Raw genomic sequence first — 26,839 nt, 5'->3', positions numbered from 1 at the left:
GTATTTATTCACACTGTATGCTGGCATTTATATTGCTTTAAGCTTAAAACATGCGCATCACTCTGGCTATATCACTCATAATAATACTGTTAGCCTTACCTTCTTTGTATGCACAAAAAAATATTTTTTTAGACCTTGGCCATCAAAAAGTTATACCCGGTGACAATATAATACGTGTATCTATAGGCAACCCTAAAATTGCAGATGTTACCATCATAGAAAATAACAAAGAAATTATTTTAACCGGTATTAAAACTGGTTCTACATCTTTAGTCATTTGGCGAAAAAATCAACAAAAGTACAAATACATTGTTATAGTAGGAAACAAAAGCAACGATGCATCTCTCATAAAGCAAATCAAACAACTACAAAAAATAAAAACCCTTTATATACAAAAGCAATCCAATCAATACCTCATTAAGGGGACTCTCTTTAAGCCTAAAGATTTGGCTCTACTGGAAGCAATAAAACAGCAAAATAATAATATTATTGACCTCACTCACTTTAATCAAAAAAAGTTCGTTTTTTTACATAAACTTTTGCAAACCAAAATCCACCAATATCATTACAAAAATATATTTGTTGAACCTCAAGGCAAGTACTTTAGATTAAAAGGTTATGTAAATCACCTTCAGGACAAAAAAAAGGTATTGCTAATTGCTAAAAGCCTTTACCCTTTAATTGATGATGGTATCCATATTCATAGCTCTAAAAAAAGTTCTGTTTTCATTGATGTTAAGTTTTTAGAAGTTCACAACTCTGCCATCAAGAACATAGGCATTCAATGGCCAGATACAATTTCAGCCCAAGCGAACCTTGCTTTGAACAACACTTTATTGCAACGCACAATCTCTACCGGTAGCGACTTAAATCTTATTGTTCAAGCCCTATCTGAAAATGGGAAAGCCAAGGTTTTATCCAACCCTAAAATATTATGTCGAGATGGCTTTGTATCTTCTTTTCTTGCCGGTGGAGAAATCCCCATCCGGTTAATATCAGAACGTGTTGCAAACGTTATGTTTAAACCCTATGGCGTTTCACTTAAAATTAAACCCCATATCCATGCCAGCAATAATATTCTCTTAGATTTAAAAATTAAAATCAGCGACTTGGACAGCTCTGTTTCTATAGAAGGTATTCCCGGTATTATTGAACACCACTTGCAAACCTCAGCACAAACCCAACTTAATCAAACCATTGTTTTAGGCGGCTTCTTTCAAGATAGAATGCGGAAAAACATAAAACGTTTTCCAGTCTTAGGAACCGTTCCTATTTTGGGTGAATTATTCAAAAGCAGAAGTTTTCAAAAAAAGCAAAGCCAATTTTTTATTTTGCTTACGGCCTATTCCAACAGTGTCAAAGAAAAATACCATCAAAAGCTTCTTAAACATTCTAAAACCCTAAACATTAACACCAAAGATTATCATTTTTCACTTTTTGATTAAGGACCCATACAATGCGTGAATACATAAAATTTATCCAGACCTTCCACCAACACTTAAACGATCAAGTCTTTGTAAAAACCAAGCTTGAAAATCACAATACCCAGCAAATAAAAACCTTAATCACTCAAAACTATTATGACTTTTGTTACAAGAACCCCCAATATAAAAATTTAGCTGAACATAAGCAGTTGCTTGGATTCATTATCAGTGAAAACACTGGTTTGGGCGCCATCGATACTTTGCTCTGTGCACCCGAGGTAAGTGAAATCATGATCAATGGGGCCAATACTATTTATTATGAGCAAAATGGCCAATTGCACCTAAGCCCTTTATTTTTTTCTTCTGAAAAAATTTTACGCAATATCATTAATAAAATTGCAAGTCTGGTTAATAGGCGTCTTGATCAGAGCTCTCCAATGATTGACGCCCGTCTACCAGATGGCTCGCGTTTAAATGCTATCATTCACCCCCTTGTTCTCAATGGCACAACAGTGACCATACGTCGATTTATGCATAAAACAATAACCTTAGATAAATTGGTTCACCAAAAATCTTTATCCGCATCCAGCGCAAATTTTTTAAAATTTTGTGTCCAACATAAAAAAAATATCTTAATTGCAGGTGGTACTGGCAGCGGAAAAACAACACTGCTCAATATTTTGTCACAATTTATACCCCCATCTGAACGCATCATTAGTATTGAAGACTCTGCTGAACTTAAATTAAAACAGCCCCATGTCATACAACTTGAAACAAGAACTAAAAATACAGAAAATTTAGGCGAGGTATCCATTAGAGATTTACTCAAAAACTCACTGCGTATGCGTCCAGATCGAATTATTGTGGGTGAGTGCAGGAGTGAAGAAACTATGGATATGCTACAAGCTATGAATACAGGTCATAGTGGGTCCATGACAACCTTGCATGCCAATAGCCCAAGAGATGCCCTTAAAAGGATTGAAAATCTAGTTTTATTATCAGGTTACACTTATCCAACTTCTGCATTGCGAGAACAAATCGTCTCTTCGATAGATCTTATTGTATACGTTCAAAGAAGCCAAAATGGTCAAAGAAGTATAACTCATATAACTGAAGTTTCACATATGGAAACAGAGCTTATTTCTTTGTTGGATATTTTTACCCAAGAGCAAAATACTTTAAAATGGAGTAAGCATTACCCTAGCTTTTTACAAAAATTACCTGAACACCAAAAAAATCAACTGAGAAGTATTTTAACTCAAACCAAAGTGGCTTAAAATGATGGTATTTGTTTTTTTAACCCTTCTATTTTCTTTTTACTCACTTATGAGCTTCTACAAAATCAGTAATGTACTCACAGTAAGCTTTATCTTACTCTTAATCTCATTACACTTTTCAATTCATTTATTATTTCTTGTAACGATAATGACTGCTTTGTGTATACACAAGTTGTATCCAGTTTTTATTGAACACTACCACTGCAGACGAATGGATAGCTATTGTATTGATTTTTTCGATACTTTTATTCGTCATTTGAAAGCAGGGACTAGCCGAGAACAAGCCTTTATTTTAAGCTATAAAGCTTCTCATGTTTTTTTAAAAAACCAGCTAACATCTATTGTTAAAGGTATACATACAGGCAAAGACTTTTCAGCACTATTGTTTAACTCTGCAGCAACTATATGTCACAAAAGCTTAAAACAGTATTTAATATCTATTCATAGTTCCATTGAAAGTGGACAATCTTTGTTAAAGCAAATGGAGTTTCTACTAAGAAAAGTCCGCCAATCAAACCATCTTAAAAATAAACTTAAAAGCTTGGTTTCGCAAAGCAAACTACAAGCCTACGTTTGCATTGCATTACCTATATTTTTTAGTTTAGTGCTTTATATGATCTCACCTAACTTTATTTTACCGCTATTCACTCAAAGTTTAGGCAAAGTTTCATTAACTCTATGTTTTATTCTATTAGGTTTGGGTGCTTATTGGATTACAGCGCTTGTAAATAAGGACTATATACAATGATATTCTTTATATACATCACTTGTTTATGGTTGTTTGTGTTTTTGTGGAATAAACTGTTATTGCGGCTGAATAAACATCAGATATTAACCATTAAGCTCATCAATCAATTTTTACTCATAAAGCTATCCGCAGCAGAGCATTTTAAGTTATTGAAACAATTGCTTTTAACTTACCTGTTATTAAGTTTATTTTTTTTCTATATTTTCTCTATGAATGCAATATTTATTATTGTATGGCCAATTATACTTTTATTGACATACATTATATGGCTACGTCGCAAGCAGATCCAAACCCTAGAAACTATAGATCTAGATTTTCCTTTTTTTCTTAACTTGCTGCAAAGCCAACTTCAAACTGGAATGAGTATTTATCAATCCATAGAAAAAATAAGCTTATGTCTAGAGCAAGGCCCTTTAAAAAAAATGCTTACAGACTTTGCCCACTACTCTAATACCATTCCTGCATTAGATACTGTTGTAAAAAAAATAAACCTTAAATACCCCAGTAAACTTGTTCAAACATTTTGTAATATTGTTATTGAGTCAATTCAATATGGTACCCCCATCATTACCAGCATACAATCTTTTGCAAAAGATGTTGAAAATCAACATTTTTTGTATGCAGAGCAACAAATTCAAAAAATACCCGTAAAACTTCTTGCACCTCTAATGATTTGTATATTTCCAGTTACTTTTATTGTTATTTTTATGCCTATCCTTCTCTCTTTCTTACAACAATAAGATTTAAACACTCTCCAGAAACAATTAAAAAAACATAGACTCTCAAAAACGATACATAAAACATATTTAAATGAATATAATCTGCTTTTGTCCTTCTTTTTCTTGGTCATTTAATGCTATACTGGAACAGATGCCTTCTCAATTCACTGAAGCCTTACCCAATCACTTTGAAATCTTACCCAAACTAGAAAAAAAGTTGAAGGATAATAAATCTCTGGGACTCATGATTTTGATTTTAAATGACTTGGATATCATTGAACATGAGAATGGCTACGAGTCCTATACCCAAGTTTTGCATAAATTATGTCACTTTATAAAAAAGCAAAGAGGCCATCTATACCCAAAAAATACAAGCGTTTGTTTCTCAGATGTTGGACATCCTTCTTTTTTATTTTTTTTTCATGAAAGTCTTAGCGATGACCCATACTTGAGTCGATACCAAATCAAACAACTATCTAAATATATTCGTTTTCAATGCAGTTCAAAGTTTATGCCCATTTTACAACCCTATATGAAAAGAATACCTAAAATCCTCACGGGGAGTTCTCTAACTTTGTACAATGAGCTAACTCATCCTCGAAGGACCATTTTGCGCATGGTTGAAGATGTCAAAAACATGACCCGGGCTTCTTTACCTGCCATTAAAGTTAAATACCGAGAGCGCATACAAGATATCATCATCAGTCAAAACTTAAGTACCGTTTTTCACCCTATTATGGACTTTAAGAGCAATAAACCTATGGGATTTGAAGCTTTAAGCCGAGGGCCTAAAGGAACCAACTTAGAAAGTCCACATGCCCTGTTTTCTATGGCCAAAGAAGTGGGTTTGTTGTTTGAATTGGATAGGATATGTCGGCTCAAGGCGATAGAAGCGGCGCAAAATATCCCTGACCCTTATAAAGTTTTTATCAATATCATGCCAACGACCATCTATGACCCTGAGTTTAAAGGTAAAAAAATGAATAGCTTTTTAAAAAGTTTAAATAAAAAGCCAGATCAATTCGTTTTTGAAATCAATGAACGCGATGCCATAGAGAACTATGCAACCTTTGCTGCTGCAACTCAGTATTATATGAAACAAGGCTTTTCTTTTGCTATTGATGACACCGGAACCGGCTACTCTGCCCTAGAAGCGATTATTGAGTTAAAACCTAAGTACCTTAAATGCGACATTTCTATGGTCAATGGCATTCACAAAAACAAAGTCAAACAAGAAATGCTAAAGATGTTATCTCTCTTAGCCAAAAAAATTAACGCAAAAATCATTGCTGAAGGCATTGAACAGACCCAAGATTTTGAACTGCTTAAAAATATGGGCCTGATTCTTGGCCAAGGCTTTTTGTTTTCAACACCTAAAGAATGCAATGCCTTAATGATTGAAGCGTAAACTTTCCAATCAACGTATTTTTCTAATAAAAACTCTATAGTCTGCAGCTTTGTCATTGAGTGCTGTTTTGGTATAGGTCTTAACAGCGCGTCTCTCCCAATTAAAGCTTTCCCAAGAGCTGCGCTCAATTTCTGTATTATTGCTATCTAAAAAAGTAATTTGGATATCGGTCCAAATATCTTTCTTTTTCTCATTTTGCATTTCCAAAATTACTTTGAGCCTTCCACTGTCTGTTTTATCAGAACTCAACGATACCAAATTTAAATTTTTTAAAACCAAGTCTGTCAATGTGATTTTTTCTCGATTTTGAATAGGGTTATTCACCTCATTCACTCTATAAGGAGGACAAGCATATAACAACAAACTTAAAACCAATCCTACAACATATTTCATAAATTACTCCTTATCACTGGGTTTTTACCCCCATTGGTTTACATGCATTTTCTTGGATAAACAAAATTTTGGCCGGATTTTTAGCAGTAATTTTTACTGTGTATTCATGCCCCATACTGGACTGGATTTGGTATTGACCAAGCTCAAGCTTTATATTCGCCATATAAAACTTTTCTGGTAGAAGTTCCCATTGCCGGGTATCGGCTTGGCTTTGATTGGCCACAGCAAAAAGTCCGGCACCCAGAGCAACCCATTGTGCCTCTTTACTAGCATTTTCATGACTAGCGGCTACGGCAGTTATAACTGCCGCCTCTCTTAAAGTTCCTTTTATCGCCTGCACAGTTTCTTGTCCTGTTGCCTGTTTGCTGGTGGCTTGATAGTATAAATTTCCCAATTCAAACAAGTCATACTTAACAAGTTTATTCACGCGAATACTCGGGCTAGCAAAACGTTCATCAGATCTTTGTTGCCAAGCAACCAAACTATCGCCTGGTCCTGTTGTCACTTTTTTTGGCACCAAACCTCTTTGTTGGATCACCAATAGGTTATTATCTTGCAACTGCTTTAGGTTTTTTAAATAAGGATTGTCGGGAAAACGTGCTCTGGCCTTGTCCAAAAGAATTCTAGCATTATCCATTTCACCTTGCTGTGCATACATCCAAGCCAATAAAAACAAACTTAATGCAAAGTCTGATTCACCCGTTTTTTTATATTTGTTGGCAATGGCCAAGTTGGCTTTGGCAAAAGAAGCTCTGGCATTATCATACTGTCCCAGTTGATATAAAGCGATACCTGTATAAACCGAGACCATGGCTTTTTCAAATGGCTCACCTTTATAGTACCGTAAAGCTTGTGCACTCAATAAAGAAGCCTTACCTTGCTTTTTACCGACCTGATTAGACCATGAAAAATCAACCAGCTGACTACCAATTCTGACAACGTCTTGGTAACGCTGCGCAGAAAAAGCAGCGCTCAATGCTGCAAAATAAAACACGGCTTTATCTTTATTTTTTGCTGTTTGCGCTTTAGCCATGAAAGTATCATAAGCTTGATCATACGAACATGCATAATAATCATTCACGGCTTTCACAGGCAAGCCAACAGAGCAGCTGTTTAAGACAACAGCAACCAAGCACAACAAAACAATTCTGTAACTTTTAACGATCATAAAGGCCGTAAGAGCCAACTTTCTTCACTTCGTAGTCATCTTCCCAAACAATGGCAGTTGTTTCTGTATTGGTCAGTCTAAAAGCATAGCGAGTATAGGTTGAGCGTTTGCCACTTCCAACTTTATCAATGGAAGATAACTTACCGGTTAAAAAATAGTCCGCACCCAACTTTTTAGCTTGCTGAGAGTATGTATATTCTCCTGCTCTTTTATCTGCTCTTTCAGCATTGATTTCAGCCAATATTTCTCTGTCCAAAAAAACCATTTTACCTTTGGCATTTTTCATGAGCATGGTGCGCATTTTTTCAATGAATAAATTTTTATTGATAATTTCATTGGTTTCATTCTTAACATCCACAAAAGCAATTTTTACCGGATTTTTTGCATTATTAATCTGCGGTAACTCTAGCAATGAAGCTGCCATTTTTTCTGTTACCGTCAACAAATCTTTACTGGATGTTTCTGTACTCGAAAAAGGTTCATCCGTTGCAACGCCAACGCGTGATGTTTTGGGAACACACGCCCCCAAAAAAACAACCAATGCCATTAATACTATATTTTTCTTCATTCCATTCTCCTATGTACTTGCTAATTCCGGGGGATTTTTCTTTTTTTTGAACATTTACCCATTTTTAATAAATCTTAGCATATTTTATCGGCTCTCATGTTCAAAAGCAACCTATGACGACTTTAGGTAAATTATATGGAAAAGACAAATATTACACAATTATTCTTGCTTATGGTATGGCCAATCCATGAAAAAACTTAATGCAACTGACTTTGAAAAGCTTTGCAAGCTGGCTCACTTAAAGTTTAATGAAGAAAAATCAGAACAGCTGATGCATGATTGCAATCAGCTGCTAGAGCATCTAGAAAGACTGAATTCTGTCAATACCGATAACATTGACGGTGACTTTAAATTGCCCGATCATGGCCCACTGCCACTCAATCAAGATACCGTTGAGCCTTACTTTACGCCAAAAGAAGCTTTATCCAATGCACCGTCCAGTCAAGACAACTATTTCTTGGTTCCAGATGTAATCAGCAGCAAGAAACAAGGAGATGCATCATGATCAATGAGCTGAACACTTTGAGCATCAAAAAAATACAACAGGCCTATGCAAAAAAAGAGTTCAGTGCAACTGAACTCACCCAAGCTTACCTTGATAAGATCAAGCAAGAAAATCCAAATTACAATGCTTTTTTACAAACCCAAGAAAGCCAAGCTTTAGAAAAAGCAAAGTTTGTTGACCAACAACTCAAAGATAATGCCGATAGCTTACCGCCCATGGCTGGAATTCCTATTGCCATTAAAGATAACATTCTACAAAAAGATGAAATATGTTCGGCAGCCAGTCAGTTTTTAAAGTCTTACAAAGCACAGTACAGCGCACATGTAATTGAAAAACTGCAAGACAATCACGCCATTATTTTAGGCAGAACCAATATGGATGAGTTTGCTATGGGTTCAGCCAATAAAAACTCAGCCTTTGGACCGGTAAAAAACCCGATTAACCCTGATCATGTCCCCGGTGGCAGTAGCGGTGGCTCAGCATGCGCAGTAGCAGCCAATCAAAGCTGCGTTGCTTTAGGGACAGATACAGGAGGCTCTGTAAGACAGCCGGCTTCTTTTTGCGGAATCACCGCTTTAAAGCCAACGTATGGTCGCATCAGTCGCTATGGTGTTATCGCCTTTGCCTCCTCTTTAGACCAAGTTGGTCCAATGGGGAAAACAGTAGAAGATGTTGCCTATACTTATGAGGCCATAGCTGGCTATGATCAAAGAGACTCTAAGTCACTGAACCACACTGTAAAAAAAGCAAGCGATAAACTTGAGAAGCAAGATTCGCTCAAAGACAAAGTCATTGGTTACAGTTCTGCATTTTTTAATCATGGCGTTTCAGATGAAGTAAAAGATAATTTTTTACAAAGCCTTAAACATTTTGAAAGCTTGGGTGCGCATGTTCAAGACATAGATCTTGCTCACTTACACTATGGGGTATCTTGTTATTACGTTATTGCTCCAGCTGAAGCCTCTGCCAATTTGGCTCGCTATGATGGCATACGCTACACTCAAAGATCTGATGATAGTAGCAGCATTGCCAACTTGATTTCTTCTTCTCGTTCAGAATTTTTTGGTGATGAAGTATGTCGCAGAATATTATTGGGTACATTTGTGCTTAGCTCAGGTTTTTATGACGCTTACTACCTTAAAGCCTTAAAGGTTAGAAATTTAATTCAACAAGATTTTATAGAGGCTTTTAAAAAAGTAGACTATATTGCAACTCCTACCTCACCCACAACAGCGTTTAAGCTCAATCAACAAAACAACGATCCTTTACAAAAATACTTGGCAGACATGTACACAGTGCCGGCTTCTATCGCTGGTTTGCCGGCTATTTCATTGCCAAATGGGAGATCAGACAACAACCTACCTTTTGGCATACAGTTGATTGGATCTTACTATACTGAAGATGACTTATTAACAACTGCTCATGTATTAGAGAAAGCCATAGGATTCCATCAACAAGGATAATTAAAAAAATTGAAAAGGAATAACATGAACATAAAGTATGAAGCCGTTATCGGCCTAGAAGTTCACGCACAACTCAACACGCAAACCAAACTTTTTTGTCGGTGTAAAAATGAATATGGCCAAGAAGCCAACAGTGCAACCTGCCCTGTATGTTTAGGGCTTCCAGGGGCTTTGCCCAAAATCAATCAGTTTGCCATAGAACAAGCCATTAAAGCTGGTCTTGCCTTAAACTGCAATATCCAACTCAATTCTGTTTTTTCTAGAAAAAACTATTTTTATCCCGATTTACCCAAAGGCTATCAAATTTCACAATTTGACAAACCCCTATGCTTGGGTGGTCAAGTAGACATTGAAGTCAATGAAGAAGCCGTTGGTGTTGTTTTAGAAAGAATTCATATGGAAGAAGACGCTGGTAAGCTACTGCATGGCGATAGCTCTGAGAATAAAGGCGGCTCTTTGGTTGACTTAAATAGAGCCGGTGTTCCACTCATAGAAATTGTAACCACGCCCTGCATGAATTCTGCAGAACAAGCATCCACCTACCTTAAAAAACTGCGCAATATTCTTCGTTACATTGATGTTTGTGATGGCAACATGGAAGAAGGAAGTTTGCGTTGTGATGCCAATGTTTCTATACGTCCTGTTGGTTCTCAAACTTTAGGTACCAAAGTGGAAGTCAAAAACATGAACTCTTTTAAGCATGTGCAAAAAGCCATAGAATATGAAATTGAACGCCAAAGCCTGGCGCTTGATAACAATGAAGAGATCCATCAAGAAACTCGCCTTTGGAATCCAGAGAAAGGGATCAGCATTACCATGCGCAGTAAGGAAGAAAGCAATGATTATCGCTACTTTCCTGAACCTGATCTAAAAGCACTGGACATTGAACAAACATGGATTGAAGAAATTAAAGAAAACTTAGCAGAACTTCCAGATGCAAAGAAACAACGCTACATCGATGACTACGGTCTTCCTAGCTATGATGCAGGGGTATTAACCAGCGATAAAGATGTGGCTGCTTTTTTTGAACATGCTTTGAATGCTTTAAGCGTTTCAGAGAAAAATGCTAAAAATCTAAGCAACTTTGTCATGGCTGAGGTTTTACGCTTATGCAAAGAGCTTTCGGTCAGCATCAATGACTTAAAGTTTAATGCTCAAGACTTGGCACAACTTCTTAAGTATGTAGCTGACGGCACCATCAACGGTAAAATAGCCAAAGACATAGTTGATACTATGGCAGAGACCGGTGAAAAACCTCAGGCTATTATTGAAAGTAAAGGGCTCAAACAATTAAGTGACCCCAAAGACATCCAACCCATCATTGAACAAATCATCCAAAACAATCCTAAACAAGTTGAGCAATACAAAAGTGGCAAAGACAAGTTGTTTGGTTTTTTTGTTGGACAAACCATGAAAGAGACTAAAGGTAAAGCCAATCCTGGTATGGTCAACCAGCTATTAAAAGATGCTTTAAAATGATTCAACCCATTCGCTGGCAGCAACAGAGCTTGTATTTAATCAATCAATTAAAACTTCCGCAAAGTTTTATTGAACTTGAAATTAAACAAGCACAGGACGCTGCCCAGGCAATTAAAAACATGCTTGTGCGTGGAGCACCCGCCATTGGGATTACTGCCGCTTATGGCATTGTCCTGGCTGCAAAAAATTTACGTGCCTTGGCTTTGGATGAAGCTCAGTCTCAACTGCATGCCTGGTTTAATAAGTTTGCACAAACCAGACCTACTGCAGTTAATTTATTTTGGGCTTTGGAAAAAATGCAATCTTGCTCACAACAAAGTTACCCGTCAACCCAAGCTTGGTTTGAGGCCTTAGAATCTATGGCTGTAAATATTCATCAAGAAGACATTGAGTTTTGTAAAAAAATAGGCGCTTTGGGCAGCTTGCTTTTAAAAGAAAGCTATAAAAACAAACTTAACCAAAATAAAAAAATCAATATTCTGACCCATTGCAATGCTGGTGCTCTTGCTACAGGTGCCTGGGGCACTGCCTTAGGCGTAATTCGTAGTGCTCATCAAGATAAGATTATCAACAATGTTTGGGTAGATGAAACACGCCCGTATTTGCAAGGTGCTCGTTTAACCGCCTGGGAGCTCATGCAAGACAACATTCCCTGCACCTTAATAACCGATAATATGGCCAGCTACTTTATGCAACAACAGCAAGTCGATGCCATAATCGTTGGGGCAGACAGAATTGCCGCCAACGGTGATACAGCCAATAAAATTGGAACCTACGGCTTGGCTGTTTTGGCCCGCTACCATAAGATACCTTTTTTTGTTGCAGCACCCAGCTCTACCATTGACCTAGCAACAAAAACAGGTGCAGCCATCCCCATTGAACAACGATCAAAGCAAGAAGTCACACACATTGGATCACATTCAATAGCTCCAGAAGGTGTCAATGTAGCTCACCCAGCTTTTGATGTCACTCCAGCAAAACTGATCAATGCTATCATCACAGAAAAAGCTGTGGTAAAAGAAAACTATGAGCAAGAACTATCTAAAATTACGCAGTAAACAAAACTGCTGGACCAGTATATTTCAATTTTTGAGCTTACTTGTATTGGCTTTAATGTTTAATCTTGCCTGTACTGGCAAAAAGCCTAATGGTGTAGATATTCCACAGGACAATACTTTAGAGCGTATGTATAAAGAATCACCTGACTTTGTTTTTAAAAAATTACAAGAAGTTTTGGACAAAAAGTTCAATTTTACTTTTGATTTTATTGATCAAGAAAAATACATCCTATCTACATCGCAAGTACGTGAACAAAGCATTCATGGTCCAAGAAAATATAGGGTTAACGCTTCAGTGCATACAGACCGTGAAACCGGCGCCAGCACATTGCGTCTTTATAAACAGGAAAAAGTTTTTCAAAACAATCAGTGGCAAGACGTACGAAGTGACCAAGTTTTGGAAGAAAGTATTTTTGAAGCCCTTAAACATTAAAGGAACAGACAATGAACCCATGGCATGATGTAACTCTAGGAAACACTATCCCTGATTGTGTTCCTGCAATCATTGAAATCCCTAAAGACTCTAAAGTAAAATATGAGTTGGATAAAGAAACCGGACTAATTAAAGTTGACCGTATATTATTCAGTTCAGTCCATTATCCAGCCAATTATGGCTTTATTCCCCAAACCTACTGTGAAGACAATGACCCTTTAGATATTTTAGTTTTAGGCCAAGTTCTAGTATATCCCAGAACCTTAATGATGGCAAAACCCATAGGTTTACTTAAAATGTTAGATCAAGGTGAAGCCGATGATAAAATCATAGCTGTTCATAATGACGATCCAGAATACAATCACTATGAATCTATCTCTGAGTTACCACCACATCGCTTATCACAAGTTAAAAATTTTTTTGAAGAGTACAAACGTTTAGAAAATAAAACTGTTGTCGTAGAGAATTTTTTAGATACAGACGCTGCCAAACAATGTATCCTTGACGCTATCAATTTATACAAAAAAACCTTTAATGTTTAAATATTAGACCTCTTTCGAAACTGGGCAAAAGTATACAAAATATAGTTTGAACGTTAAACTTTCTGTGTGAAGTATGAAGAAGTAAAGGGTTTTAAGGGTTCAGATTTTTTAGGATAACAGGGGTAAAAATTAATCTATCAATGTATATAACCAATATTTAGTTAGCTTCTTTAAAATCAACCCAATGTCCGCTCTCATCTTGCTCTTCATACTTTCCCCACTGTGGATTTCCATCGGCTCTACCTTTTATACGAACGGGTCTGATAAAATCATGCTGACAGTATGGCTTTGGGTCATCTATATTATACCATTTGCTATCAGAAATTATAAAATCTTCTTTTATATATTCATAGACTTCTTCCAGTGATTCAAACCAGTAATCAGCAAACGCGGCTACATCTTTCAAACTATCGTATAAAAATAAATATACACCCTCTTTGCATTCATAAATCATTATTTTCTTAGTTTTTTCGTTTTCTTTTATAAAAGCATATTTTCTCATTACTGCTCACTCTTCACTATTTATCATTAAGCTCTATTTTATGTATAACTTGCTCAATCGCAATAGCTTCACCACTATCTTCAACTGTAATAACGGCACCACATAGGCGCACATCACCCTTGGCCACTTCAAACTTTTTTCTATTATTGTTTAAAAAACGTTCCAAAGCTAACTCTGTTTTTAAACCTATTACAGAATTATAGGGTCCCGTCATACCCAAGTCTGTGATATAGGCTGTTTTATTAGGTAGTATTTCTGCATCTGCTGTTGGAACATGCGTATGCGTACCAACAACGGCACTGACTTTTCCATTAAGAAACCAGCCCATGGCTCTTTTTTCTGAGGTTGCTTCAGCATGAAAATCAACCATCACGATATTCGCTTGTTTTTTTGCTTCCTTAATGGCCTCCATGGCTTTGGTAAAAGGACAGGCTACATCAGCCATGTGCACACGTCCTAAAATATTAATGGTTGCAACGGCTTGATGGTTTCTTGCTTTTCCCACATGTATACCCACACCAGGAACTTTTTCAGGATAATTGTAAGGACGCAACACCGCAGGATTGGTTTTTAAAACTTGATCAATTTCTTTTTTTGCTCTGACATGATTACCAGAACTAATGACATCCGCGCCCCAATTGAAAAAATCAGAACAAATTTCTTCTGTCATTCCTTTGCCCCCAGCAGCATTTTCACCATTGATAATGGTGTAGTCAACACCATACTCATCTTGAATATCCTTCAAACCTTCTCTAATAGCATGTCGACCTGGGCGGCCATAGACATCACCAATCACCAAAATTTTTGTTTCCATCTTTTATTATCTCCGATACTTCTTAATCTGCTTTATAAAATTTTTTTTCTGTCATCACAGCTTTCACGGCAATATCATGGGATTCAACTGGCAAAACTTTTGAATAAACTTGAAAGTCAAAGGCAACCCCAACTTTATATGTGCATGAATGAAGCTCTAAAAATTTATCATAATAGCCTGCACCTCTACCAATACGATTACCCAAAGTATCAAAAGCACGACCCGGTATTAACATAAGATCAAACGTATCAACTTTGTTGGCTAAAATACCCTTCGGTTGGCGTATGCCATAGCAACCCAGGCTTAAATCACTCAAACTTTTAACTGCATAAAAACTCATTGCACCTGATTCTATCACAGGGAAAGATACCGTAAGGCCTTGTTCTAACAAAGCTTCAGCAATAAAGTCTACAGATATTTCAGTAGAATCATACGCATAAACTGCAACTGACTTTATATTTTTAGTCAAATCAACGCTGTCTAAAAACACATGCATTAACTTTTTTGAACACTCTTGTTTTTGTTTGTCACTGAGTACCTTTATTTTTTTAACACTTTGTAATCTAAAATATTTTTTATCTGATTGATGCTGCATTATTGATTTTGATTTTTTTCTAAAGCATCCAGTTTTTCAAAAACATACTCAACTCTTTTTTTTATTTTTTTAGCACTATCTTTATGGCTTTTCTTTAATTCAATCAGCTCACCCGCCAAGTTAAGCCCCACCAGAACAGCAATTTTTTCTGCTGGCATGGGTCCCATTTTTTTTTGCAACTGGTTGATTTTTTCTGCCAGCAATGCTGCTGCTTCTTGCATAAATTCTGGGTCATGCGAAGATTTTATAGAATAGAGTTTGCCTAAAATGGATACTTTCATACTTGAACCGTACTGTACATGCATCACATAAAAAAGGTCAAGCCTCTAAACAAAGAGAACTTGACCTTAAATTTACAGTAAAAAAATAAATTATTTAGTTGCCGTTAGCTGCAACAGGTTCACTATTTTTATTAGCCGTAGACTTTTTGTTTGCTTTTGTTTTAACTTTGCTTCGTGATTCTTGCGCTTTGATTTTGTTTGCGCTTCTTTCTTTAATGATTTCTTTTTCTTTCACTTGAGCAGCTCTACCTTGTAAGTCACGTAGATAGAAAAGTTTTGCTCTGCGGACTTTACCTTGTTTTACAAGCTCAATTTTGTCTAAACTTGCGCTTTCAAAAGGAAACACTCGCTCAACACCAATACCATAGGATACTTTTCTTACGGTGAAGCTGGCTTCTTTTTTATTGCGGCCTTTTTTCTTGATAACCACACCTTCAAAAACCTGAACTCTTTCTTTTTCACCCTCTTTAATCTTTACGTGAACTTTCAAGGTGTCACCCACACGAAACTCTGGGAACTCTTTTTTCTCTCTTAAGCTATCAATAATGTCTTTTGTTGTCATTTTTCTCTCCTGCGGCTGCTACATAGACTGTTTCATGTATTTTAGCAAGTCCTTTATTCTTTTGTAGTCGAGTTTTCTAACATATCTGGTCGTCTTTTCAAAGTATTCTTTTTAGCCATGTCTTTTCGCCACTCACTTATTTTTTTGTGATTGCCACTAAGCAGTATATCTGGAACCCTTCGCTCCAAGAAAACCTCTGGACGGGTATATTGGGGGTATTTTAACCGTTGCTGGCTAAAACTATCTTCTTCAACATTTCTATGATCCCCGACCACACCTTTGATACAGCGTGATACACTTTCCATCATCACCATACAAGGCAAATCCCCTGAGGGTAGGATATAGTCACCAATAGAAAACAATTCATCAACCCAACCATCTATAAAACGTTCATCAACGCCTTCATAACGTCCGGATACCAAAATCAGCTGTTCATAGTCCTGACATAATTGCTGGGCTTTTGCTTGTGTTAACCGTTCACCTTGAGGTGAAGCCAGTAAAACCCTAGATTTAGGTTTTTTTTGGATATTATCTAAAGCTTTAACTAAAACATCCACCCTTAGTAGCATTCCAGGACCACCACCATACAAGGTATCGTCAACCAATTTTTGTGGGCCAAGTCCATAATCTCTGAGTTGATGACACTGAAGCGCTAGCAGTGATTTTTCTTCTGCTCGCCGCCATAAAGTATTTATACGAATTGATTCAATATATTCTGGAACCAGGGTAATGACGTCAAATTGCATGCAATTCCTCCCAGTTTTTTAAGCAAATCTCTCTTTTATCCAAGTCAATGCTATCAACATACTGCTCATGAAAAGGACAAAACCACTCTTTACCGGTTTTTATCTCTTTAATATTTAAAATTTCATGGGCTTTGCTTTCAATGACACCTTCAACGACTCCTAAAACATTCTTGTCTTGATCTACAGCTTGCAGTCCAATTAAATCGTGAACATAAACTTCATCATCCATAATTTCAGGCAAATCTTCTCTTGGATAAAAAATGGTCTGATTGACCAGGGCTTGCGCCTTAGATCGGTCATCAACACCTTCAACCGCAACCAACCAACGATCTTTTTCAAATTTGGCGGACACAATGAAATAAGGCTTAAAGTTTTCTCCTATATAGATGCAGTCTGCATAAGAAAAAAACTCCGAGCTTTCATGATAAAGCTGAACAAAAAAATGGCCCAAAAGGCCCTTGGCTTTTCCTACTTTTCCTAGCGTAATATATTCTTCGGCAGAAGACACCGATCAACAGTTCTTGAGTTCAGTCAAGAATTTCAAGCATGGCACGCTTGTTATCTTTAACACTGGCAGCGCTCAAAATGGTACGAATCGCTTTTGCTGTTCTACCCTGCTTGCCAATCACTTTCCCTAGATCTTCTTTATTTACGCGCAACTCAAAAATATGGGTATGTTCGCCTGCGATCTCATTGATAGAGACATCATCAGGATGATCAACAAGATTGGATATCATTTCAGTTAGAAGATCTTTTAACATAATTTAGCTCGCTGTTTTGATAAGTTTAGCAACAGTTTCAGAGGTTTGAGCACCTTGAGAGATCCAGTAATTCACTCTATCTTTGTCAATTTTAAACTCTTCTTTTCTTTGTGGGTTGTAGTAACCCAATAGCTCAATGTAATCACTCTGACGACGCTTGCGTTCATCAACAGCAACAATTCTATAAAACGGACTTTTTTTACGGCCGTAGCGGCTCATTCTAATTTTTACCATGATTTCTCCTTAAGGCGCTTCCTCTTACCCTTTTCTAAAATTTTTTTCAATCATTTTTACGCTTTTTTTAACGTGACCCAAACATATTGGAGCGGGCTATGCCTTTTGCCCCCATTTTGCCCATTTTACTCATCATTTTACGGGCCTGCAGAAATTGCTTTAAAAAGCGATTCACTTCTTGTACAGACGTCCCACTTCCATTGGCAATGCGTTTGCGTCTACTCCCATCGATCAGCTGATGATTTCTGCGTTCTTTAGGCGTCATTGAGTTAATCATGGCCGTGATAGTTTTCATTTGTTTCTCTTCTACACCCACGGGCAAATTTTTCTTGATTTGAGCCGCTCCAGGCAGCATGCCCATCAGCGCATCGATTCCGCCCATTTTTTGTAAATTACGCATTTGATCGGCAAAATCTTCAATGGTGAACTGATTTTTGCGCATTTTCTTGGCCATAGCCTGCGCTTGCTTTTCGTCAATGACCTTTTGCGCCTTTTCTACCAAAGACACAATATCCCCCATGCCCAAAATTCTTGAGGCCATACGGTCGGGGTGCATGCGTTCTATATTTTCAACTTTCTCTCCTGTTCCCAAAAAATAAACTGGCACATCCAGAGATTGTTTGACAGAAATAAGCGCACCACCTCTTGAGTCGCCGTCCAACTTAGACATAATCACGCCATCAAAACCCACATGAGATTGAAACTCTTGTGCTGTTTCTAAGGCAGATTGTCCAGCCATAGCGTCAAGGACATACAAAACCAAATCCGGCTCAACTATATTTTTTATTTGCTTAAGCTCATCCATTAAGTCTGCATCAACTGCCAAGCGACCTGCTGTATCAAAAATAAAGTATTGACCAGGCACTTCTTTTCCTTTGATTTTTTTAACCATGTCATGGCAAACATCTACGGCATTGCTTTGATTATGATCATAAACATGAAAACCATGTTCTTGGCCTATAGCTTTGAGTTGATCAATCGCTGCAGGTCTAGAAGTGTCTGCTGGAATCATGTAGGGAATTGATTTTAAATCATCTCTGATGTAATGACCCAGCTTACCAACAGTGGTGGTTTTACCAGTACCTTGTAAACCCATCATCAATATTTTGACCGGCCTACTACCAAATTTTGGGAAATCCGGTGTATCTTGTCCCAAAACTCTACGCAGCTCATCATAAACGGCTTTAATAAACTGTTGACCTGGATCAACGGCTAAAAGAACTTTTTCACCTAAAACCTCTTTTTTAACCGAGTCAATGATGGATTGTACAACATTATACTGAACATCGGCTTCCAAAAGGCTTTTACGAACCTCTTTTAAAGCCTCTGTAATATTACTTTCTGAAATCTTGCCTTTGCCTTGCAATGATTTGAGTGTAGAAGACAGTTTTTCCTGTAAATTTTCAAACATAGTGTTTACCTTTATAAATCATATCAGACTTTAGTTTCACAATTGTATTGGTTATACACACTTGAGATCCAACAATAAGTTTATTTGATTTCCAAAATCTTGCTTGGGTATAGTATTGTTTACTGGCTATTGTCAAATCTGGTTTTAGCAATATCAAATAAATCAACACAGACCTTATTGTGTATTTTTCAAATTGCTTAAAAAATAAGTTTTTGTCTTCACGCAATTCCCTAGATCAACAAAGCCTTACAACTTATTCCTTAAGTTCTTACAAAATAATGCAAGGCGTAAAAAAACATCTTTTCAACCAATTGATATTATCGTCTTTTTATTTTTAAGCTTTACTTCAATACAATAAATATGCAATGTGCTGAGGGCAAATTTAATGATTGGGGAAAACATGAATTTTTTTTATAGACAATTTAAACGCTACGCATTTTTAGCCTTACTCACACTTCTGATGGCCTGTGGCAACACCCAAAGCATCAACGGTGAAAAGTTCACTCTGAATAACCAACAATCTGTCGTAGTACTCAACATACCGCAGTTTAACGTTCAAAACACCAGTTTTGTGTGGTCTTATGGCATTAATTTATACTGGTCCGATAACAACCCCGAGAAAGACATGCTTATTGTTCAAAGAAAAACTGCGTCTACTCCTGATTTTGTTGATGTCAAAACCTACTATTATGGCCCACAACAAGATTTTTTTTATGCGCCTTCTAGTAGTTATCCAAGCTCAAGCAATCACTATCTTGCCCACGGCACACAGTACACTTATCGCATTAAAGTTGTTCAAGGCGAACACAATATATATTCGCAAGAATACACGCTTCTGTTTGATCCTTTTGCACAAGCACCAACAAAGCCCATCATCACAAATCTTGAAGATTACTCCTATGGTACACACTGTGTGGTAGAATTAGCGTGGATGGATGCTGATCAAAATGAAACGGCTTACAGTATAGAAAAGGTGGTTTACTTTGCTGATGGCACCAGTCAATCGAGTAGCAGTAGCGTCATCCCTGAAATCACCGACATCATGGAAACCGGAGAGCGAATCATTTACGAAACCTTACCCGATTTTATTATTGGTGTTGACTATCGCTTGCGTGCTGAAAACCCTCAAAATGTTTCTGAATGGTCAACTTGGCGACATTTATCTGGCTTTAATTGCGGCTAAATCTTTACAAAAAGCATTTTTTCTTGTATGCGTCATAAGTAGGATGCATACAAATATAAAAAATCACATCACTTCCCTCTGTTTATTGTTAACTTTAATATTTACTTCATCGTGCGGTCAATCCACTGCATCAAATGGTGAATCTTTTATCCTGAATAACCCCGTTGTTTCTGTGCCCGAAGCGCCCTCAAGCCTTCGTTTGTGGGACTTCTCAACGGATGATGATTGTATCGTAAGGTTACGCTGGAGAGATAACTCTACTACTGAACAAAACTTTACCATTGAACGCTATGTCTATAATATGTTTGATATTAATCCCCAAATTACAAACTTAAGCTACAATAGCTCTGAAGAAGAGATTGAAAGCTCAGATATGCGTTACCTGTTTGATGCTTTACCCAACGCTTCTGTTTACGTTGAATATAGAATTCGATCAGAAAACACTGCCGGCTACTCAGACTGGAGTCCCTTTGAAGGCCTAGCACTCAACAGTTGCTTTCCCTAAAAAAACTTAAAAACATTTTGAGTCTTTAGACTTTATGATACCAAGGGCAGCATGAACCCTATAGCGCAAGACCTCAATGCTTCTGTAGACATTCTTTCAAAACAATTTGGTCCCTGCTCAGATAAACTGCAGCTAGCTGGAGATGCCTCTAACAGAAAGTACTTTAGATTAGAGTTTGAAAATAAATTGCAAAGCATTCTAATGCTAATTTACGAAGAAAAAGGACCTATTCAAGGTGAGATTACAGCTGCAAGCCAAAACCTTTCACCCTCAGAACAGTTTATTGCAGTCCAAAATTTTTTGTTTGAGCAAGGACTGAGAGTTCCAAAAATATTGGCTCAGCATGATTGCCCAAAGTTAATCTTATTGGAAGATTTGGGAGATGATTTATTGTTTAACCTTATTGCAGAAGATCCAAGCAAGTTAACTTTTTATTATCAAAAAGCCTTAGAACAACTTTCAGAATTGGTCTTAGCCACCAACCAACTTAACCCTACCTCCTTCATTAAAAATAGATCTTTTGATCATAAGTTGTGGATGGGCGAATTTGAACACTTTGTTGAGTGCGCCTTAGACGTTCATCTCAATCTTTCAAATACACATCGTCAGGAACTTATCAAAACCTTTGAACAGCTTTCTGAAGAACTGTCGCATTACCCACAGCATCTCTGCCACAGAGATTATCATGCGCGTAACTTAATTTATTTACCCAAAGAGCAACAGTTTGCCATCATTGATTTTCAAGACGCCCTTATGGCGCCATTGACCTATGATATAGCATCATTATTAAGAGATGCTTATTTTGAAATTCCAAAAGATACCCGTTATACTTTACTTGAATTCGCATACCAATGCGCGCTTGAACGCCGCATTCTAAGTAAAAATGATTCATACGATGAATTCCAATACCAGTTTGATTTGGTAGCCACTCATAGAAACCTCAAAGCTGCAGGACGGTTTTTTTATATTGACCAGGTCAAAGGCAATCCCAATTACCTCAAAGATATCCCTCTATGCTTGAACTACATTCAAGACACTTTAGAGCAGTATTCAGATTTAAAACAGCTAAAAAATTTATTAGAAGAACCCATTGCACAATTATTGGCAAGAAAAGAGCTGTATCAAACATGAAAGCTTTTATTCTAGCAGCTGGGCTGTCCACCCGCATGAAACCCTTAACCGATAAGCTACCCAAACCCTTGGTTCCTTTTTTTGATAGCACCTTACTGGAATTCCAAAAATTTTATCTCAATTTTTTTGGTATTGAACAGCTGGCCATGAATACCCATTATCACCAAAATGTATTGAAAAAGTTTATTCTGGACAAAAAGCTGCCCATTGAGCTTTTTTTTGAAGAAAGCATCCTGGGCACCGGCGGAGGTATTGCAAACATGGCCTCTTTCATAGAAAAAGATGCTGATTTTATGGTCATCAACTGTGACTTTATCAGCACCATAGACCTGCATGCTGCCATCAATGAGCATAAAAAAAATCAGGCCTTGGCCACCATGGTGTTAACCCCGCCTAAAAAAGCTTATGGCAAAGTGGGGTACAATCAGTTTAAAAGACTTACGGAAATCACCCCGCATCAAAACAATCCGGCCACCAGCTCTTATGGCCATTTTACGGGCATTCACATTTTTAATCAGAAAATTTTTGATCATATGCCCAAAGACAAAGAATTTTTCTGCATCAATAGAGATGTTTATTCACGGTTGATTGAAAAAAAACTGCCGGTCTATGCCCATGTCAATGAACAAGACCATTGGATTGATGTAGGAGAGCTGCGTTATTACTCAACAGCCCACATACAATGCATGCGTTTGATTGAAGAGAGTCCATGGCTATCTGACTATTTTAAGGATTATCAACATCAAGGAAACAGCTGGATTCATCCCAGCAGCACGCTTGGTCAAAATATAGACATGAATGAGATTTTCATTGGCCCACATTGCACCTTAAAAGACGGCTGTGTTCTCATGAAAGGAACAATATTAGCTGGCCACAACAGCGTAGGCGCTAAAAACGTCATCAAAGGTGGCGTTATTGCTCAAGGTGACAGCATTTAACATTTAATTTAAACGGTTTTAAAAGGTATTGATGTTTGAATGACTCAAACTTCGTCAGGCGTTAAAGCCTTTATTGAAAGCGCATGAATGGCATTGCCCACATCTGTACCAAATAAGTCATAAACCATTCTATGCCGTTGAACCGCGTTTTTACCCTCAAAGTCACTGGACACGACTTGCACTTGAAAATGATCACTGGTGCCAGTCATGTCATGCACAGTAACTTTAGCATTGGTTAAACTGTCTTCTAAAACTTTTTTGATTTGATCTACGCTTACCATGAGCTGGCCTATAACATGATCTTTAAAAAGCTTAAAGCTTATTGATCAATGTGGTGATGACTTTATTTTTCTTAGGCTTGGTGCTGAACAAGATGACGTCGGTTTTTTGATCACCGTTAAAATCACCCAGACGGTAATGTTTTGGAATATTCACTTCATAGTCACCCACTCCTTGACTGGCAAAATGTTTGGGTTGGTTTTGTTTTTGTAAAATCACACTGAGTTTACGATTATTTTGTGCATAAAACACATCGTTGAGTCCATCGGCATTAAAATCATGGTCAATATCCGGCAAAATTCCTTCAAGGTTGAGATCATTCAGATTAAAACCAAAGGTGAGCTTTTTTTGCGAGATGGCCGGCCCAAATTGTTGCATAACATTGCCATCATAAATGGAGAACGTTATGTCCACTTGCCGCTTGGTTAAGGCCTTTAAAATACTCCAGACATTAAACTGGCCTGAGGCACTGACAAACTCATATTGTTGATCTTTATTTAAATCATAGGCAATCAAGCCAGAAGCTCTGTCTGCATCGGCATTAAATTTTACGCCTTTCATGTTCACTTCTCCATTGGCTTGACCATAATGGACACTGCTTCTGGACTTCATTTGAGTGGGGCTTCCTAAAGAAATATTTAGAATAAAATCCATCTGCTGATCTCCGTTGAGATCAAGTATTTTAAGCGTACTCATGGCTTGGCCTGAGTCTCTCTCATGTTCAGAGAGTTGATTAAAATTAAAATGCTTTAAATGTTTGCCGTCATCCCAGGAAAAAACATCGACTTGATCAACCCAGGAAAAAAATAAGGCCTCTTTATTTTTATACAGACCTTTGACAAGCTGTGGGTAGTACACAGACTGTTTGGCAGAAAATTGAAACTCCAAAGGCAAAGCATGCTCACTGCTTGAAACATACAGGGGTAGTTTTGGCTTATAGACCCGATCTAATTTTATTTGATCCTGCGCCATATTGAATCGTTTAAGCTCTTGATCCATGAATAAAGCTAAACTTTGTTGATCATGCAGAACAGACACATACACCGGCTCATTTCTACGACTGATCGCACTGCCTTTTTCACCTTCATTGTTCCACTCTATCACCTGATGATCATGCCATGCGCCTTGCCTACTGGTGTGCATAACAAGCTTTTGATCATTCCAAAAAACAATTCCTGTTTCTCCTTTGGCCAAAGCCACACTGGAATAATGTAAAATATCTTTTGCAATAGAATATTCATAATGCTTTATCCATTGCTGCTGCTCAAAGCTAAGCAATCTTAGCGTGTAATGCCAATTGGGATACTGTCCCTTACGGACCAGCAATAGAATAAAATCTTTATTATGTGTCTTTACAACATCAACGGCCCTGATTCGTTCATTTACTTTGTAACTGAACTGCTTAAACAATGGCTTTTCTTGCGGCATAAAGCTTTGTGCCTGGACATAGGCTGCCGCAAAAATTAAAAAAACATTGAAAAAAATCATTGTGATTTGCAGTCGAAAATGAGACATGCTTTATTCTACCAAGTTATGCAAAACAGTGCTGCAAAATTTTCTTCTCAACTTATTTCTGAACAAAGAGATATAATTAAACATGCAGGCATAGATCTTCCGGATTTGAGAAACAACACAGCCATTAAGCTTGATGACTTAACCCCCCCAAGCTTAGCATCGTATATTGATGCAACTTATTTGTCTCCGCCCTTTTCCAGCCAAACAGTTGAAAACTTATGCAACTTTGCCTTGGAGCATGGCTGTGCCAGTGTGTGTATTCCTCCCTACTTTGTCCCACAAATTAAAAAACATCTAGAAAACAGCTCGGTCAAAGTATGTTCCGTTGCTGACTTTCCTTTTGGCAGTGGTTCATTAGTTTTAAAAACACAAAGCATCCAAGCTTTGGTTTCTGAAGGCTGTGATGAAGTTGATTTTGTCATCAACTATTCTCAATTCATTGAAACACAAGATATTCAAAGCACCTTTGAACAGTTGTGCATGATCAGAGCTGCAGCACCAGAAATATGCTTAAAAGCCATTATTGAAACCAGCTACCTTCAACCTGAACATATCATCAGCTTGTGCTCACTTTTAGATGCTGCCCAGATTGATTACGCCAAAACTTCTACCGGATTCTCACAAGCTGGCGCCAGCGTCGAGAACATTGCCTTAATGTATGCATCCTCAAGTAAAAACTTAAAACTTAAAGCCAGTGGTGGTATTGGCAAACTTAGCTTTGCTAAACAATTGATTGCAGCAGGCGCAAGTCGTCTAGGCACCAGTAAAGCAGATAAACTTATAACGGAGTTACAAGAAAAGGAAAATACACCATCATGATGAATGCTGACAGCCATCAAATTCAACAAGCCGCGCAAAGCTTAAAAGATCTGTGCGGTAACTTTACCCCTGACATTGCTGTTATTTTAGGCTCTGGCATGAGCGAAGCCTTAAACGACTTAGAAATAAAAAAAGAAATTCGCTTTGATCAAATTCCAGGCTTCACCCCTCCCAAGGTGGAAGGCCATAAAGGCATCATTGCTTTTTGCCAAGTTGGTCAAAAAAAAGTGGCCTTTTTAAGAGGTAGAAAGCATTTGTACGAAGGCTGTTCTGCCCAAGAAGTGGTGCTCCCCATAAGAACTTTAGGCAGTCTTGGCGTTAAGCACGTTTTTGTCACCAATGCCGCCGGCTCACTCAACCCAAGCTACAAACCTGGGGATTTTATGCTGATCAACAATCACATCAACTTTCAAGGCATCAGCCCGGCCATGGGTAAAAATGAAGCCAGTTTAGGCCCAAGGTTTTTTGATATGACCTGCCCATACAGTTCATCTTGGGGAGAGATTGCGCTGACACAAGCCAAAAAACTTGGTTTAACCTTGCATCAAGGCGTGTATGTTGGCGTTTTAGGCCCCAATTTTGAAACCGCCGCTGAAATCAAAATGTTTCATCAATGGGGCGGAGATGCTGTGGGTATGTCCACCGTCAGTGAGGTGATTGCGGCCAGACACATGGGCATTGAAGTTTTTGGTGTTTCCATGATTACCAACTATGGTGCAGGCATAAAGAATGACCTTATTGATCATGAGCATGTGCTTGATTTAGCCCAAGATGCTGGACCAAAGTTGGCCAAAATGCTGATTAACATGATAGAGGAGAGATCTTTATGACATCATTTTTTTCCAAAGTAGAGCCCTACATCACCCAAGCAGATATTCATGACAAAGTTAAAGACTTGGGTCAGAAAATTGCCCAGGATTATGCTGGCCAGGAGTTACTCTGCGTCTGTATCTTAAAAGGTTCTATCTTATTTTTTTCAGATCTTATTCGTGCCATTGATGATGATATCCGGGTTGATTTTATGCGCATTTCTTCCTACGGCAATGATTTAGAGTCTTCCGGGGTGGTACAGATCATTCAAGACCTGTCTTTTGATATCAGAAACAAACATGTTTTGATTGTTGAGGATATTGTTGATACCGGCAATACCTTAAGCGCTTTATTGGATGCCCTGCGTTTAAGAAATCCCGCATCCCTAAAGATTTGCAGCCTATTATCTAAACCCAGCCGGAGAAAAAAAGACGTGACCATTGACTATCTAGGCTTTACCATTGATGACCATTTTGTTGTTGGTTATGGCCTTGATGCTGCTGAACAATACAGAAACTTGCCGTTTATTGGCAAGCTTAACACTTAACTTAAAACTACATTAAAAAAG

General features: G+C 37.7%; 32 protein-coding genes and 1 pseudogene. 18 read left to right on the top strand and 15 right to left on the bottom strand.

What is annotated here, in order from left to right:
* The first annotated feature begins 50 nt into the window (after positions 1-50).
* The 5 genes from MRY82_04990 (at position 51) to MRY82_04970 (ending at position 5,576) form a co-directional block, all read left to right on the top strand.
* On the top strand, positions 51-1,445 hold the full coding sequence (locus tag MRY82_04990) for a pilus assembly protein N-terminal domain-containing protein (protein MCI5072283.1): 1,395 nt from the start codon (positions 51-53) through the stop codon (positions 1,443-1,445).
* A gap of 11 nt (positions 1,446-1,456) precedes the next feature.
* Positions 1,457-2,701 (top strand): CpaF family protein, encoded by a 1,245-nt coding sequence (locus tag MRY82_04985; GenBank protein MCI5072282.1) that lies wholly within the window; start codon positions 1,457-1,459, stop codon positions 2,699-2,701.
* A 148-nt stretch (positions 2,702-2,849) separates the two neighbouring features.
* Complete coding sequence (locus tag MRY82_04980) at positions 2,850-3,449, top strand: type II secretion system F family protein (GenBank protein ID MCI5072281.1); 600 nt, start codon at positions 2,850-2,852, stop codon at positions 3,447-3,449.
* A complete protein-coding gene (locus tag MRY82_04975) occupies positions 3,446-4,189 on the top strand; it encodes a type II secretion system F family protein (protein MCI5072280.1) in 744 nt (247 codons plus the stop codon). The genes MRY82_04980 and MRY82_04975 overlap by 4 nt, the downstream gene beginning before the upstream one ends.
* A 70-nt stretch (positions 4,190-4,259) precedes the next feature.
* Positions 4,260-5,576, top strand: a complete 1,317-nt coding sequence (locus tag MRY82_04970; GenBank protein MCI5072279.1) for an EAL domain-containing protein — start codon at positions 4,260-4,262, stop codon at positions 5,574-5,576.
* Positions 5,577-5,585: 9 nt separating this feature from the next.
* On the opposite strand, the gene MRY82_04965 is transcribed toward MRY82_04970, so the two are convergent.
* From MRY82_04965 to MRY82_04955, 3 genes are read right to left on the bottom strand one after another with little or no spacing between them, the layout of a single operon-like run.
* Positions 5,586-5,969: a hypothetical protein gene (locus tag MRY82_04965; protein MCI5072278.1), complete on the bottom strand. Its 384-nt coding sequence runs from the start codon at positions 5,967-5,969 to the stop codon at positions 5,586-5,588.
* 13 nt (positions 5,970-5,982) lie between these two features.
* Positions 5,983-7,137, bottom strand: coding sequence for a tetratricopeptide repeat protein (locus MRY82_04960; GenBank protein ID MCI5072277.1), 1,155 nt, complete (start codon positions 7,135-7,137; stop codon positions 5,983-5,985).
* Positions 7,127-7,705, bottom strand: a complete 579-nt coding sequence (locus MRY82_04955; protein ID MCI5072276.1) for a penicillin-binding protein activator LpoB — start codon at positions 7,703-7,705, stop codon at positions 7,127-7,129. The genes MRY82_04960 and MRY82_04955 overlap by 11 nt, the downstream gene beginning before the upstream one ends.
* A gap of 187 nt (positions 7,706-7,892) precedes the next feature.
* Here MRY82_04955 and gatC point away from each other — a divergent pair, with 187 nt between their 5' ends.
* From gatC to MRY82_04925, 6 genes are read left to right on the top strand one after another with little or no spacing between them, the layout of a single operon-like run.
* Complete coding sequence (gene gatC / locus MRY82_04950) at positions 7,893-8,210, top strand: Asp-tRNA(Asn)/Glu-tRNA(Gln) amidotransferase subunit GatC (GenBank protein ID MCI5072275.1); 318 nt, start codon at positions 7,893-7,895, stop codon at positions 8,208-8,210.
* Positions 8,207-9,673 (top strand): Asp-tRNA(Asn)/Glu-tRNA(Gln) amidotransferase subunit GatA, encoded by a 1,467-nt coding sequence (gene gatA / locus MRY82_04945; GenBank protein MCI5072274.1) that lies wholly within the window; start codon positions 8,207-8,209, stop codon positions 9,671-9,673. Before gatC ends, gatA begins: the two co-directional genes overlap by 4 nt.
* A 30-nt stretch (positions 9,674-9,703) precedes the next feature.
* Positions 9,704-11,152 (top strand): Asp-tRNA(Asn)/Glu-tRNA(Gln) amidotransferase subunit GatB, encoded by a 1,449-nt coding sequence (gene gatB / locus MRY82_04940; protein MCI5072273.1) that lies wholly within the window; start codon positions 9,704-9,706, stop codon positions 11,150-11,152.
* Positions 11,149-12,210, top strand: a complete 1,062-nt coding sequence (mtnA, locus tag MRY82_04935) for an S-methyl-5-thioribose-1-phosphate isomerase (GenBank protein MCI5072272.1) — start codon at positions 11,149-11,151, stop codon at positions 12,208-12,210. The genes gatB and mtnA overlap by 4 nt, the downstream gene beginning before the upstream one ends.
* Positions 12,179-12,643, top strand: coding sequence for a hypothetical protein (locus MRY82_04930; protein MCI5072271.1), 465 nt, complete (start codon positions 12,179-12,181; stop codon positions 12,641-12,643). The genes mtnA and MRY82_04930 overlap by 32 nt, the downstream gene beginning before the upstream one ends.
* 11 nt (positions 12,644-12,654) lie before the next feature.
* Positions 12,655-13,185 carry an inorganic diphosphatase gene (locus MRY82_04925; GenBank protein ID MCI5072270.1) on the top strand — a complete coding sequence of 177 codons (531 nt, stop codon included), beginning with the start codon at positions 12,655-12,657 and terminating at the stop codon, positions 13,183-13,185.
* Between the two features lie 157 nt (positions 13,186-13,342).
* Here MRY82_04925 and MRY82_04920 read toward each other — a convergent pair whose 3' ends face one another.
* The 10 genes and pseudogenes from MRY82_04920 to ffh form a co-directional block, all read right to left on the bottom strand.
* Entirely contained in the window at positions 13,343-13,687 is a 345-nt protein-coding gene (locus MRY82_04920; GenBank protein MCI5072269.1) for a hypothetical protein, read from the bottom strand.
* A gap of 16 nt (positions 13,688-13,703) precedes the next feature.
* Positions 13,704-14,501, bottom strand: coding sequence for a TIGR00282 family metallophosphoesterase (locus tag MRY82_04915; GenBank protein ID MCI5072268.1), 798 nt, complete (start codon positions 14,499-14,501; stop codon positions 13,704-13,706).
* A 22-nt stretch (positions 14,502-14,523) separates the two neighbouring features.
* The gene (locus tag MRY82_04910; protein MCI5072267.1) at positions 14,524-15,096 is read right to left on the bottom strand and encodes a 5-formyltetrahydrofolate cyclo-ligase; all 573 of its coding nucleotides are present in this window, start codon (positions 15,094-15,096) and stop codon (positions 14,524-14,526) included.
* The gene (locus MRY82_04905; protein ID MCI5072266.1) at positions 15,096-15,401 is read right to left on the bottom strand and encodes a cell division protein ZapA; all 306 of its coding nucleotides are present in this window, start codon (positions 15,399-15,401) and stop codon (positions 15,096-15,098) included. The genes MRY82_04910 and MRY82_04905 overlap by 1 nt, the downstream gene beginning before the upstream one ends.
* A 202-nt stretch (positions 15,402-15,603) precedes the next feature.
* A pseudogene (rplS, locus tag MRY82_04900) lies at positions 15,604-15,939 on the bottom strand (50S ribosomal protein L19).
* Between the two features lie 53 nt (positions 15,940-15,992).
* Positions 15,993-16,685, bottom strand: a complete 693-nt coding sequence (gene trmD / locus MRY82_04895) for a tRNA (guanosine(37)-N1)-methyltransferase TrmD (protein ID MCI5072265.1) — start codon at positions 16,683-16,685, stop codon at positions 15,993-15,995.
* A complete protein-coding gene (rimM, locus tag MRY82_04890; protein MCI5072264.1) occupies positions 16,675-17,193 on the bottom strand; it encodes a ribosome maturation factor RimM in 519 nt (172 codons plus the stop codon). Before rimM ends, trmD begins: the two co-directional genes overlap by 11 nt.
* Positions 17,194-17,212: 19 nt before the next feature.
* Positions 17,213-17,446, bottom strand: coding sequence for a KH domain-containing protein (locus MRY82_04885; protein MCI5072263.1), 234 nt, complete (start codon positions 17,444-17,446; stop codon positions 17,213-17,215).
* Between the two features lie 3 nt (positions 17,447-17,449).
* Entirely contained in the window at positions 17,450-17,680 is a 231-nt protein-coding gene (rpsP, locus tag MRY82_04880) for a 30S ribosomal protein S16 (GenBank protein ID MCI5072262.1), read from the bottom strand.
* Between the two features lie 67 nt (positions 17,681-17,747).
* Entirely contained in the window at positions 17,748-19,091 is a 1,344-nt protein-coding gene (gene ffh / locus MRY82_04875) for a signal recognition particle protein (GenBank protein MCI5072261.1), read from the bottom strand.
* A gap of 400 nt (positions 19,092-19,491) precedes the next feature.
* Between ffh and MRY82_04870 the strand changes: the two genes are divergently transcribed.
* The 4 genes from MRY82_04870 to MRY82_04855 are packed head-to-tail and all read left to right on the top strand — an operon-like array spanning position 19,492 to position 22,848.
* Positions 19,492-20,274: a hypothetical protein gene (locus tag MRY82_04870; protein MCI5072260.1), complete on the top strand. Its 783-nt coding sequence runs from the start codon at positions 19,492-19,494 to the stop codon at positions 20,272-20,274.
* A gap of 43 nt (positions 20,275-20,317) precedes the next feature.
* The gene (locus MRY82_04865; GenBank protein MCI5072259.1) at positions 20,318-20,779 is read left to right on the top strand and encodes a hypothetical protein; all 462 of its coding nucleotides are present in this window, start codon (positions 20,318-20,320) and stop codon (positions 20,777-20,779) included.
* A gap of 51 nt (positions 20,780-20,830) precedes the next feature.
* On the top strand, positions 20,831-21,910 hold the full coding sequence (locus MRY82_04860) for a phosphotransferase (GenBank protein ID MCI5072258.1): 1,080 nt from the start codon (positions 20,831-20,833) through the stop codon (positions 21,908-21,910).
* Positions 21,907-22,848 (top strand): NDP-sugar synthase, encoded by a 942-nt coding sequence (locus tag MRY82_04855; GenBank protein ID MCI5072257.1) that lies wholly within the window; start codon positions 21,907-21,909, stop codon positions 22,846-22,848. The genes MRY82_04860 and MRY82_04855 overlap by 4 nt, the downstream gene beginning before the upstream one ends.
* A gap of 44 nt (positions 22,849-22,892) precedes the next feature.
* Here the strand turns inward: MRY82_04855 and MRY82_04850 are convergent, their stop codons facing one another.
* Positions 22,893-23,129, bottom strand: a complete 237-nt coding sequence (locus MRY82_04850) for a BolA family transcriptional regulator (GenBank protein MCI5072256.1) — start codon at positions 23,127-23,129, stop codon at positions 22,893-22,895.
* A gap of 31 nt (positions 23,130-23,160) precedes the next feature.
* On the bottom strand, positions 23,161-24,642 hold the full coding sequence (locus MRY82_04845) for a VCBS repeat-containing protein (protein ID MCI5072255.1): 1,482 nt from the start codon (positions 24,640-24,642) through the stop codon (positions 23,161-23,163).
* Here MRY82_04845 and deoC point away from each other — a divergent pair.
* The 3 genes from deoC to hpt are packed head-to-tail and all read left to right on the top strand — an operon-like array spanning position 24,634 to position 26,818.
* Entirely contained in the window at positions 24,634-25,461 is an 828-nt protein-coding gene (gene deoC, locus MRY82_04840) for a deoxyribose-phosphate aldolase (GenBank protein MCI5072254.1), read from the top strand. The genes MRY82_04845 and deoC overlap by 9 nt on opposite strands.
* Entirely contained in the window at positions 25,458-26,291 is an 834-nt protein-coding gene (locus tag MRY82_04835; GenBank protein ID MCI5072253.1) for a purine-nucleoside phosphorylase, read from the top strand. Before deoC ends, MRY82_04835 begins: the two co-directional genes overlap by 4 nt.
* Positions 26,288-26,818, top strand: coding sequence for a hypoxanthine phosphoribosyltransferase (gene hpt / locus MRY82_04830; protein ID MCI5072252.1), 531 nt, complete (start codon positions 26,288-26,290; stop codon positions 26,816-26,818). Before MRY82_04835 ends, hpt begins: the two co-directional genes overlap by 4 nt.
* Positions 26,819-26,839 lie beyond the last annotated feature (21 nt).

The sequence above is a fragment of the bacterium genome (assembly GCA_022763185.1).
Taxonomy (GTDB): Bacteria; Bdellovibrionota_G; JALEGL01; order JALEGL01; family JALEGL01; genus JALEGL01.
This window is presented reverse-complemented; position numbering and strand designations above follow the sequence as displayed.

Excerpts from the sequence above, each read along its gene's own strand:
- MRY82_04860 (MCI5072258.1), top strand. The coding sequence starts at position 20,831 with ATGAACCCTATAGCGCAAGACCTCAATGCTTCTGTAGACATTCTTTCA.
- MRY82_04845 (MCI5072255.1), bottom strand. The coding sequence starts at position 24,642 with ATGTCTCATTTTCGACTGCAAATCACAATGATTTTTTTCAATGTTTTT.
- MRY82_04925 (MCI5072270.1), top strand. The coding sequence starts at position 12,655 with ATGAACCCATGGCATGATGTAACTCTAGGAAACACTATCCCTGATTGT.
- MRY82_04905 (MCI5072266.1), bottom strand. The coding sequence starts at position 15,401 with ATGCATGTACAGTACGGTTCAAGTATGAAAGTATCCATTTTAGGCAAA.
- gatA (MCI5072274.1), top strand. The coding sequence starts at position 8,207 with ATGATCAATGAGCTGAACACTTTGAGCATCAAAAAAATACAACAGGCC.
- MRY82_04965 (MCI5072278.1), bottom strand. The coding sequence starts at position 5,969 with ATGAAATATGTTGTAGGATTGGTTTTAAGTTTGTTGTTATATGCTTGT.
- MRY82_04855 (MCI5072257.1), top strand. The coding sequence starts at position 21,907 with ATGAAAGCTTTTATTCTAGCAGCTGGGCTGTCCACCCGCATGAAACCC.
- MRY82_04985 (MCI5072282.1), top strand. The coding sequence starts at position 1,457 with ATGCGTGAATACATAAAATTTATCCAGACCTTCCACCAACACTTAAAC.
- MRY82_04990 (MCI5072283.1), top strand. The coding sequence starts at position 51 with ATGCGCATCACTCTGGCTATATCACTCATAATAATACTGTTAGCCTTA.
- gatC (MCI5072275.1), top strand. The coding sequence starts at position 7,893 with ATGAAAAAACTTAATGCAACTGACTTTGAAAAGCTTTGCAAGCTGGCT.
- trmD (MCI5072265.1), bottom strand. The coding sequence starts at position 16,685 with ATGCAATTTGACGTCATTACCCTGGTTCCAGAATATATTGAATCAATT.
- MRY82_04910 (MCI5072267.1), bottom strand. The coding sequence starts at position 15,096 with ATGCAGCATCAATCAGATAAAAAATATTTTAGATTACAAAGTGTTAAA.
- MRY82_04980 (MCI5072281.1), top strand. The coding sequence starts at position 2,850 with ATGACTGCTTTGTGTATACACAAGTTGTATCCAGTTTTTATTGAACAC.
- hpt (MCI5072252.1), top strand. The coding sequence starts at position 26,288 with ATGACATCATTTTTTTCCAAAGTAGAGCCCTACATCACCCAAGCAGAT.
- mtnA (MCI5072272.1), top strand. The coding sequence starts at position 11,149 with ATGATTCAACCCATTCGCTGGCAGCAACAGAGCTTGTATTTAATCAAT.
- MRY82_04850 (MCI5072256.1), bottom strand. The coding sequence starts at position 23,129 with ATGGTAAGCGTAGATCAAATCAAAAAAGTTTTAGAAGACAGTTTAACC.
- MRY82_04960 (MCI5072277.1), bottom strand. The coding sequence starts at position 7,137 with ATGATCGTTAAAAGTTACAGAATTGTTTTGTTGTGCTTGGTTGCTGTT.
- MRY82_04915 (MCI5072268.1), bottom strand. The coding sequence starts at position 14,501 with ATGGAAACAAAAATTTTGGTGATTGGTGATGTCTATGGCCGCCCAGGT.
- MRY82_04930 (MCI5072271.1), top strand. The coding sequence starts at position 12,179 with ATGAGCAAGAACTATCTAAAATTACGCAGTAAACAAAACTGCTGGACC.
- MRY82_04920 (MCI5072269.1), bottom strand. The coding sequence starts at position 13,687 with ATGAGAAAATATGCTTTTATAAAAGAAAACGAAAAAACTAAGAAAATA.
- MRY82_04835 (MCI5072253.1), top strand. The coding sequence starts at position 25,458 with ATGATGAATGCTGACAGCCATCAAATTCAACAAGCCGCGCAAAGCTTA.
- MRY82_04870 (MCI5072260.1), top strand. The coding sequence starts at position 19,492 with ATGAATTTTTTTTATAGACAATTTAAACGCTACGCATTTTTAGCCTTA.
- MRY82_04865 (MCI5072259.1), top strand. The coding sequence starts at position 20,318 with ATGCATACAAATATAAAAAATCACATCACTTCCCTCTGTTTATTGTTA.
- rpsP (MCI5072262.1), bottom strand. The coding sequence starts at position 17,680 with ATGGTAAAAATTAGAATGAGCCGCTACGGCCGTAAAAAAAGTCCGTTT.
- deoC (MCI5072254.1), top strand. The coding sequence starts at position 24,634 with ATGAGACATGCTTTATTCTACCAAGTTATGCAAAACAGTGCTGCAAAA.
- MRY82_04885 (MCI5072263.1), bottom strand. The coding sequence starts at position 17,446 with ATGTTAAAAGATCTTCTAACTGAAATGATATCCAATCTTGTTGATCAT.
- ffh (MCI5072261.1), bottom strand. The coding sequence starts at position 19,091 with ATGTTTGAAAATTTACAGGAAAAACTGTCTTCTACACTCAAATCATTG.
- MRY82_04975 (MCI5072280.1), top strand. The coding sequence starts at position 3,446 with ATGATATTCTTTATATACATCACTTGTTTATGGTTGTTTGTGTTTTTG.
- MRY82_04970 (MCI5072279.1), top strand. The coding sequence starts at position 4,260 with ATGAATATAATCTGCTTTTGTCCTTCTTTTTCTTGGTCATTTAATGCT.
- MRY82_04955 (MCI5072276.1), bottom strand. The coding sequence starts at position 7,705 with ATGAAGAAAAATATAGTATTAATGGCATTGGTTGTTTTTTTGGGGGCG.